Raw genomic sequence first — 7807 nt, forward strand, 5'->3', positions numbered from 1 at the left:
CGACCTTGTCAGTTGAAGCATCTTTAGGATCAGCCTTTGCGGGTTCGGCCTTTACATCAGCCGCTTTGGCGTCCGCTGGCTTTCCAGCCTTGGTGTCCGCTGCTTTTGGATCAGTCTTGGCGTCAGCCACCTTTGAGGCATCTGCCTTCGGATCGGCAGCCTTTGTATTCGTCTTGTTGTCAGCGACCTTGTCAGTTGAAGCAGCTTTAGGATCAGCCTTTGCAGGTTCGGCCTTTACATCAGCCGCCTTGGCGTCCGCTGGCTTTCCAGCAGATCCGGACGTTCCAGCATTGTCTTTCGCTGCGAAGGGAGAAACCTTCTGCGTCTGCTGTGAAGTGCTCTTGGTGCCTGCGGCCGTCATCGGCTGAGCAGTTCCTGGCGCAACCTTGGCCGTCGTCGCGGAAGGGGTCTTTGCACTCGCGGGGGCTGCAGCAGCCGGCTTTTTATCCTTATCCTTTTCCGGAGGCGGCGGAGGTGTGTTCTTTGTCGTTCGCGGCGCCTGCCCAGATACACCTGAAACCATGTTCGTTCCCCTTGTTGTTATTCTTGAAACTCAATTTCAGTCGCAAGTAACTTTGAGGAGAATTGTGTTTGATATGAAACCCAAGATCAAATGGATTCGGTCAGGTTAATTTTAAGAAATTTTTACAAATGTACATCCGCTTATTATTATTTAATACTTTTCCGATTATTGCGACACGGGGCATAAAGGCGGATCATTCTTACAAATTGGAGGCCTTTTTCGCCCTGTTTGTCATCCAGAAGTAGCATAAATCAATCCTGAGCAACCAAAATCTAAAGACGCACCACTCCTCACCGCAGTCGCGCTATCCATGTTTTTGTTCAGTTAACATTCCAAAAAAAATATGAATAATACAGGATGCATCCCATTTATACTTGTGATATATCTGCTAGCATTGATCTTTAATAATTATCATCTGCCAATTTATTTTTCATTTAAACAATTTTATATTTATTAGAATGTCACAGAAATAACACGAATGGTTACGGACACTTCCCGGACTCCGTGTCAACTCCTGCTTTCAACCTCTGCTGAAACGCTTGCCATTGGCACTCGCCGCCCCTCGACCTCCTTAAGTATATCCTCATTTGCTGCAATATAACCCCGATTGTGCGGCACAGCGTCACGCTGCTTCTTCAACTGAATTTGAAAGATGAAGAAGTTCTCATGTGTGAAAGCCATTTCGGATCCCGCGAGATAGAACTCCCACATGCGGAAGAATCGCTCGTCGTAGAGCGCAATCGCCTCTTCCTTGCGTGCCACGAAACGCTCCCGCCAATGCCTCAGCGTATGGGCATAGTGCATGGGCAGGATCTCGATGTCAGACACCAGAAGGCCTGATTTCTCGATATGCGGGAGAACCTCGGAAAGCGCCGGAATATAGCCACCGGGAAAGATATATTTTTCGATGAAGGGATTGGTGATGTAGCTCACGGTGGGCTGGCCGATGGCGTGCAGCACCATCACCCCGTTATTCGCCAGAACCTCATTCACCTTGCGAAAGAAGTTGCCGTAATTGGCACGACCTACATGTTCGAACATGCCCACAGAGACGATGCGGTCATATGGCTTTTCCGGCTTGAGGTAGCGATAATCTTGAAGCTGAAATTGAACTCTTTTGGAGAGGTGCCTTGCAATAGCGCGTTCGCGTGAAATTTTAAGCTGTTCTTCACTCAAGGTGATGCCGGTCACATCCGCACCGGATGACTCCGCCAGATAGAGCGCCATTCCACCCCATCCCGAGCCGATCTCCAGTACACGCTGACCGGGCTTCAGCAGCAGCTTTGCCGCGATGTGACGTTTCTTGGCCAGCTGCGCCTCATCCAGAGAGATGCCGGGCGGATTAAAATAGGCGCAGGAATATTGCCAGTCTTCATCGAGAAAGAGGGAGAAGAGCGTGGCGTTCAAATCGTAATGATGCGCTACATTGCGGCGGTTGCGATTGACCGGGACGCGATTGCGAAACTGGCTGGCGGCGATGCGCGCCACGCCGCGCCATAGCATTCCGAAGGTCAGCCCCTCGCTGAGGGTATTGTCTTTCACCAGCGCCAGAAACTCGTAGATGTCGCCGCGCTCAATGACAATGCGGCCATCCATGTAAAGCTCGCCCAGCTTGAGCGCCGGGTCTGCAACGAGTTCCGCCTCTGCCGCTTCATCCGTGAAGCGCATGGCAACCTCTCGCCCTCCGCCCTCGCCGAACCATTCCTCGCCGCTTGGCACATAAACCTGCAACCGGCCAACCTTGATGATTTTTGACAGAAGCATGCGCAAGGACGAGTTCATCATGAACCTCCGGGCTTAATAAGCTTGCCTTATCAAATTCTAAATTACGCCCTTTCCTTCATCTGGCAAGAGCAAAAGTGTTACAATAAAGGCATGACTTCTGCGTCAGGCCGAACAATTGTCCGGCCCGTTCATTCACTCTTGCAAGGCTATGCGATCAGCGCTTCTTCATGGCTTCGGCAATTGCCGCACCCAGACCGCCCAACTGGCTGGCTTCGCTCTTTTGCGGCTTTGCCTGCGCGTGGCGCATGGGGTTGCCGGCACCCGGACCTCTGGTTTCACGCATTGAGGCGGGCGCCGCCTCGCCGCCATCCTTGCGCATGGTGAGCCCAATGCGCTTGCGCTTCACATCCACCTCGACCACGCGCACCTTCACCACATCGCCCGCCTTCACGACTTCGTGCGGGTCCTTGATGAAGCGATCCGCCAGTTGCGACACATGGACGAGCCCGTCCTGGTGCACGCCGATATCCACAAAGGCTCCGAAGGCGGCCACATTGGTGACCGTGCCTTCCAGCATCATGCCCGGCTTCAGATCCTCGATCTCATTGACGCCTTCCGCAAAGGTCGCCGTCTTGAAGCTGGGGCGCGGGTCACGGCCCGGCTTTTCAAGCTCGGCCAGAATATCCTTCACCGTCGGAAGACCGAACTGCTCATCCACGAACTGACGCGGATCGAGCTTCTTCAAGGCGGCGCTATCGCCCATCAGGTCGCGCAGGTCGCGACCGCAGGCAGCGACGATCTTTTTCGCCACACCATAGGCTTCCGGGTGAACGGCGGAGGCATCGAGCGGCTCCTTGCCGTTTGGAATGCGCAGGAAGCCCGCGCATTGCTCAAACGTGCGTGCACCGAGACGTGCTACCTTCAACAGCTCCTTGCGGCTGGCAAAGGGTCCGTTCTGGTCGCGGTGAATGACGATGGCATCGGCAATAGAGCGGGTAAGGCCGGCCACACGGGCCAGAAGCGGCGAAGAGGCGGTGTTGAGATCCACACCCACAGCGTTCACCGCATCTTCCACCACGGCATCCAGCGAACGGGAGAGTTTGCCCTGATCCACATCATGCTGGTACTGGCCAACGCCGATGGACTTCGGCTCGATCTTCACCAGTTCCGCCAGCGGATCCTGCAGACGGCGGGCGATGGAAACCGCACCACGCAGCGAAACGTCGAGGTTCGGGAATTCGGCGGCCGCCAGTTCTGAGGCCGAGTAGACGGAAGCGCCCGCCTCGGACACGATGACCTTGGTGGGTTTTGCGCCCGCAGGCAATGCGGCCAGCATATCCGCCACCAGCTTTTCCGTTTCGCGGCTGCCGGTCCCGTTGCCAATGGCGATCAGCTCCACCTTATACTTGCGAATGAGGCTGGCGAGCTCCGCCTGCGTGCCGCGCAGATCGTTTTTCGGCGGGAAAGGATAGACGGTCGTGGTTTCCACCAGCTTGCCGGTGCCGTCCACCACCGCCACCTTCACGCCGGTGCGAATGCCCGGATCGAGCCCCATGGTGGCACGAGAACCGGCAGGAGCGGCCAGCAGCAGATCCTTCAGGTTACGGGCGAAGACGCGGATCGCCTCTTCTTCCGAACGCTCGCGGAGTTCGCGCATCAGGTCCAGCGACAGCGACATGGAAAGCTTGACGCGCCAGGTCCAGCCGGCAACCTCCATCAGCCAGCGATCTGCCGGTCCCTTTTCGCCAATGGAAAAGGCGCTCGCAATCATGCGATGCGTTGGCTTGATGGGGGACGGATCGTCCTGATCCACATCGATGGTGAGCGTGAGGAACTCTTCGTTCCAGCCACGCAGCATGGCCAGCGCCCGGTGACCCGGCGTCGTTGCCCAACGCTCCGAATGATCGAAATAATCGGCAAACTTGGCGCCCGCTTCCTGCTTGCCATCCACCACCTTGGCCCGCAGCGTGGCATTGTCACGCATGTACTGGCGCAAGCGCCCAAGCAGATCGGCATTTTCGGTGATGGTTTCGGCCACGATATCGCGTGCGCCTTCCAGCGCTGCCTTCACGTCCGCCACGTCAGCGGAGAGATAGGCTTCCGCCAGCTTTGCCGGATCAGCGGTACGATTGGCCCAGATGGCTTCGGCCAGCGGCGCAAGGCCACGCTCGCGGGCAATTTCCGCCTTGGTGCGGCGCTTGGGCTTGTAAGGCAGATAAAGATCTTCCAGCTCGGCCTTGGTCGTGGCGCGGGCAATCTTCAGCGCCAGCTCGTCGCTCATCTTGCCTTGGCTATTAATGCTATCGACGATGGAGCCTCGACGTGCCTCCAACTCGCGCAGGTAAACCAGCCGCTCCGCCAAAGTGCGCAGCTGCGTATCATCCAGACCGCCGGTGACTTCCTTACGATAGCGGGCAATGAAGGGAACCGTGGCGCCTTCATCCAGCAGGCCAATGGCTGCCGCCGCCTGATCCGGGCGGGCATTGATTTCTGCGGCAATGGTGGCGGCAAGAAGCTTGTTATCGGCAGCCATGGGTCTTCCTGTTTCTCGAATCTGGGGCGACCATAGCGGCAGATCGTGGCAAGGCAACGGTAGAGGCACCGATTCCACAGCTTGAACCCGCATCGGCCGAGCTTCGGCCTTGACCTTTGCCGCCCCTGCCCTTAACCGCCCAACATCTCTTTTCAGCAGCAGGAGCGCGGCAATGAAGGTTCTTCTCATCGGTTCCGGTGGTCGTGAGCATGCGCTCGCCTGGAAGCTCAAGCAATCCCCGAAGCTCACCAGGCTTTATGCTGCCCCCGGCAATCCCGGTATCGCGGAAGAAGCAGAACTGGTTGCGCTGAACGTGGAAGACCACGCGAGCGTCGTTTCCTTCTGCCGCGACAATGCGATCGATTTTGTGGTGGTTGGTCCGGAGGCACCGCTGGTGGCCGGTCTGGCCGATGATTTGCGGGAAGCTGGCTTTGTGGTGTTCGGCCCGTCCAAGGCCGCCGCACAGCTGGAAGGCTCCAAGGGTTTCACCAAGGATATCTGCGCCCGCTACAACATTCCGACGGGCGCCTATCAACGCTTCACATCAGCAGAACCGGCCAAGGCCTATATTCGCGAACAGGGCGCACCCATTGTGGTGAAGGCAGACGGCCTGGCCGCTGGCAAGGGCGTGACCGTTGCCATGACGCTGGACGAAGCCTTGGCTGCCGTGGATGATTGTTTCGCTGGTGCCTTTGGCGCGGCGGGCGCCGAGGTTGTGGTGGAAGCCTATCTGGATGGCGAGGAAGCCAGCTTCTTCTGCCTCTCCGATGGCAAGACGGCACTGGCACTCGCAACCGCGCAAGACCACAAGCGCGTGGGCGATGGCGACACCGGCCCGAACACCGGCGGCATGGGGGCCTATTCCCCTGCCCCGGTCATGACGCCTGCCATGGTGGAGCGCACCATGAAGGAGATCATCGAGCCGACCATTCGCGGCATGGAAGCAAGCGGCCATCCCTTCACCGGCGTCTTTTTTGCCGGGCTGATGATCACCGCCAAGGGGCCAGAGCTTATTGAATACAATGTGCGCTTCGGCGATCCCGAAACCCAAGTGCTGATGATGCGCCTGAAAAGCGATCTTCTGGAGCTTCTCTTTGCTGCCTCCACCGGCACGCTGGATCAGATCACGGCGGAATGGAGCGATGACGTTGCCCTTACCGTCGTCATGGCTTCCAAGGGATATCCTGCCGCCTTTGAAAAGAACACGCCGATCCGTTCTCTGCCAGCGTCAGGGCGTGACGCAAAGGTGTTTCATGCCGGAACCGCCTTGAAGGACGGCCAACTCGTCGCAAGCGGCGGGCGCGTGCTCAACCTCACTGCCTTGGGCGCAAGCGTGGCAGAGGCGCAGGCTGCCGCCTATCGTCTCGCCGATGCGGTTGAATGGGAGAATGGCTTCTGCCGGCGCGATATCGGCTGGCGGGCACTCAACCGCTAATTGAGAAACATCTCATACGGTCATTGTGCCATTTCGGCCAGAAATGATGCGCTTTACCCTCGGTTAACTGTTCTCCCTGACCGCTTGGAAAGAATCTTCCGGTAATCATCCTTCAAGATTGGGAAGGAATTGCCGGAATGTTCACCTCAATTGTTGCATTGGTTAGTTCGCTCGCAGCGGTGTCTGCGGGACAGTCTTCCATTGTCAATCTCTCCGGCAGGCCAATCGCGGATGCGCCCAGCGTCATCCATCTGGCCTGCGCGGCCTGTGACAGCAGCCAGATGGATGAAAGCCGCTCCACCTACCGCGTTCCGCTGCTTGAGCCGGGCAAGGACAATGTCATGATTTCCGAACATGACGGCAAACCCATGGTAACCCGTACCGGCAACTGGATGGGCGGCTCGCCCGTGCGCTATGTCAGCCTGAATCCCGTCTGGATCGAGAGCGAGCAGCAGTTCATGCTGAGCCGCAGTGGCCGCGAAAACAGGTCCGATGGGGTGGATACAAAGGCCACGACATCCGCCGTTTCCGCCACACCCGTCTCGGCGCCCGCAATGCCCACCGTCGAGCAGCCTGCCCTGCCGGATTTCTCCAAGTTCGAATTGCGCCCGACCCGCTAAAGATCATCCAGATCCGCCGTTCACGCGTCTCGGCGCCTCGCGCGGCGTTGCGTTAAACCTCTATGTTTGCGTATGCGCTGCCGCAAAACCGCGATGCAGTTTGGTGCGGCAGGCGGGATTGCGCGTCGCCGCAGGCTTTCGCTGCCCTGAAAATTTTTTTTAATCAATTGTGCCTACACTCATTACGTGCATCACAATGCATAAACAGTGAGTCATGCCGCATGACCGTAACCGCTGATGTTTGGCGGGCGGGAAACCCGTTTTGAGTTCAGGAGACCCAATGAAGCGCCTTTCTATTCCGACTCAGCTTGCCATTCTGGTTGGCGGTCTCATTTTTGCTTTTTCCATTGCAGCATTTCTGCAAATTCGTTCATCTTCTGACGCAATCTATAAACAGCGTTACGAACTGCTCCGGACGGAAGTGGAAACCGGCATGTCGGTTCTCCAGGCCTTTTATGAACGGGAGAAAAGCGGCGAGTTAACGCGTGAGCAGGCTCAGAAGCAAGCGTATGCGCTGATTACCAAAATGCGGTTTGAACCAGACGGCTACTTCTTTGCCTATGACTTCGATGTGGTGATGGTGCTTCATCCAAACCCGAAGCTGGTGGGCGTTTCCTCGAAGGGCAAACCGGATAGCGCTGGCTTCGCCTATCGGGATGAAATCGTCCGCGTTGCGCGCGCTGGCGGCGGTTATGTCGAGTTTCTCGGTCCAAAGCCGAATGTGGGTCAGAACGACTACGTCTTTCCCAAAACATCCTACAACAAGGTTTTCGAACCGTGGTCTATCGTGCTGTCAACGGGTCTTTACACTGATGATCTTGCCGCTGAAATTCGCGCCACAACCATCAAGGTGCTCAGTGCTGGCCTGATCATCCTGCTGTTTGCCGTTTTAGTGGCCTATGTGATCATCCGCGGCATCACGCGCCCGCTTTCGGCCATTCACGACGCCTTGGGTGCGGTAGCAGACGAAA

Annotated in this window: 6 protein-coding genes and 1 pseudogene; 4 read left to right on the top strand and 3 right to left on the bottom strand. The window is 57.1% G+C overall.

Going from position 1 to position 7807, the window contains the following annotated elements; translation table 11 throughout:
* Positions 1–361: pseudogene (locus ACFSE1_RS17575) on the bottom strand (hypothetical protein); the annotation flags it as partial.
* 25 nt (positions 362–386) lie between these two features.
* Here ACFSE1_RS17575 and ACFSE1_RS17580 point away from each other — a divergent pair.
* Positions 387–632 carry a hypothetical protein gene (locus ACFSE1_RS17580; protein ID WP_377404298.1) on the top strand — a complete coding sequence of 82 codons (246 nt, stop codon included), beginning with the start codon at positions 387–389 and terminating at the stop codon, positions 630–632.
* A 398-nt stretch (positions 633–1030) separates the two neighbouring features.
* On the opposite strand, the gene ACFSE1_RS17585 is transcribed toward ACFSE1_RS17580, so the two are convergent.
* Together ACFSE1_RS17585 and ACFSE1_RS17590 are read right to left on the bottom strand one after the other, a co-directional pair.
* Positions 1031–2305, bottom strand: coding sequence for a class I SAM-dependent methyltransferase (locus ACFSE1_RS17585; RefSeq protein ID WP_377404302.1), 1275 nt, complete (start codon positions 2303–2305; stop codon positions 1031–1033).
* A gap of 157 nt (positions 2306–2462) precedes the next feature.
* The gene (locus ACFSE1_RS17590) at positions 2463–4781 is read right to left on the bottom strand and encodes a Tex family protein (RefSeq protein ID WP_377404305.1); all 2319 of its coding nucleotides are present in this window, start codon (positions 4779–4781) and stop codon (positions 2463–2465) included.
* Positions 4782–4953: 172 nt separating this feature from the next.
* Between ACFSE1_RS17590 and purD the strand changes: the two genes are divergently transcribed.
* From purD to ACFSE1_RS17605, 3 genes are all read left to right on the top strand, one after another.
* Positions 4954–6216 carry a phosphoribosylamine--glycine ligase gene (gene purD / locus ACFSE1_RS17595; RefSeq protein WP_377404308.1) on the top strand — a complete coding sequence of 421 codons (1263 nt, stop codon included), beginning with the start codon at positions 4954–4956 and terminating at the stop codon, positions 6214–6216.
* A 137-nt stretch (positions 6217–6353) separates the two neighbouring features.
* Positions 6354–6836 carry a plant virulence effector HPE1-like domain-containing protein gene (locus tag ACFSE1_RS17600; RefSeq protein ID WP_377404311.1) on the top strand — a complete coding sequence of 161 codons (483 nt, stop codon included), beginning with the start codon at positions 6354–6356 and terminating at the stop codon, positions 6834–6836.
* 280 nt (positions 6837–7116) lie between these two features.
* Positions 7117–7807 (top strand): cache domain-containing protein (locus tag ACFSE1_RS17605; RefSeq protein ID WP_377404314.1); only part of this gene is annotated, 691 nt, incomplete at its 3' end.

Source organism: Affinirhizobium helianthi (genome assembly GCF_042680945.1).
In the GTDB taxonomy this organism is placed as follows: Bacteria; Pseudomonadota; Alphaproteobacteria; order Rhizobiales; family Rhizobiaceae; genus Neorhizobium; species Neorhizobium helianthi.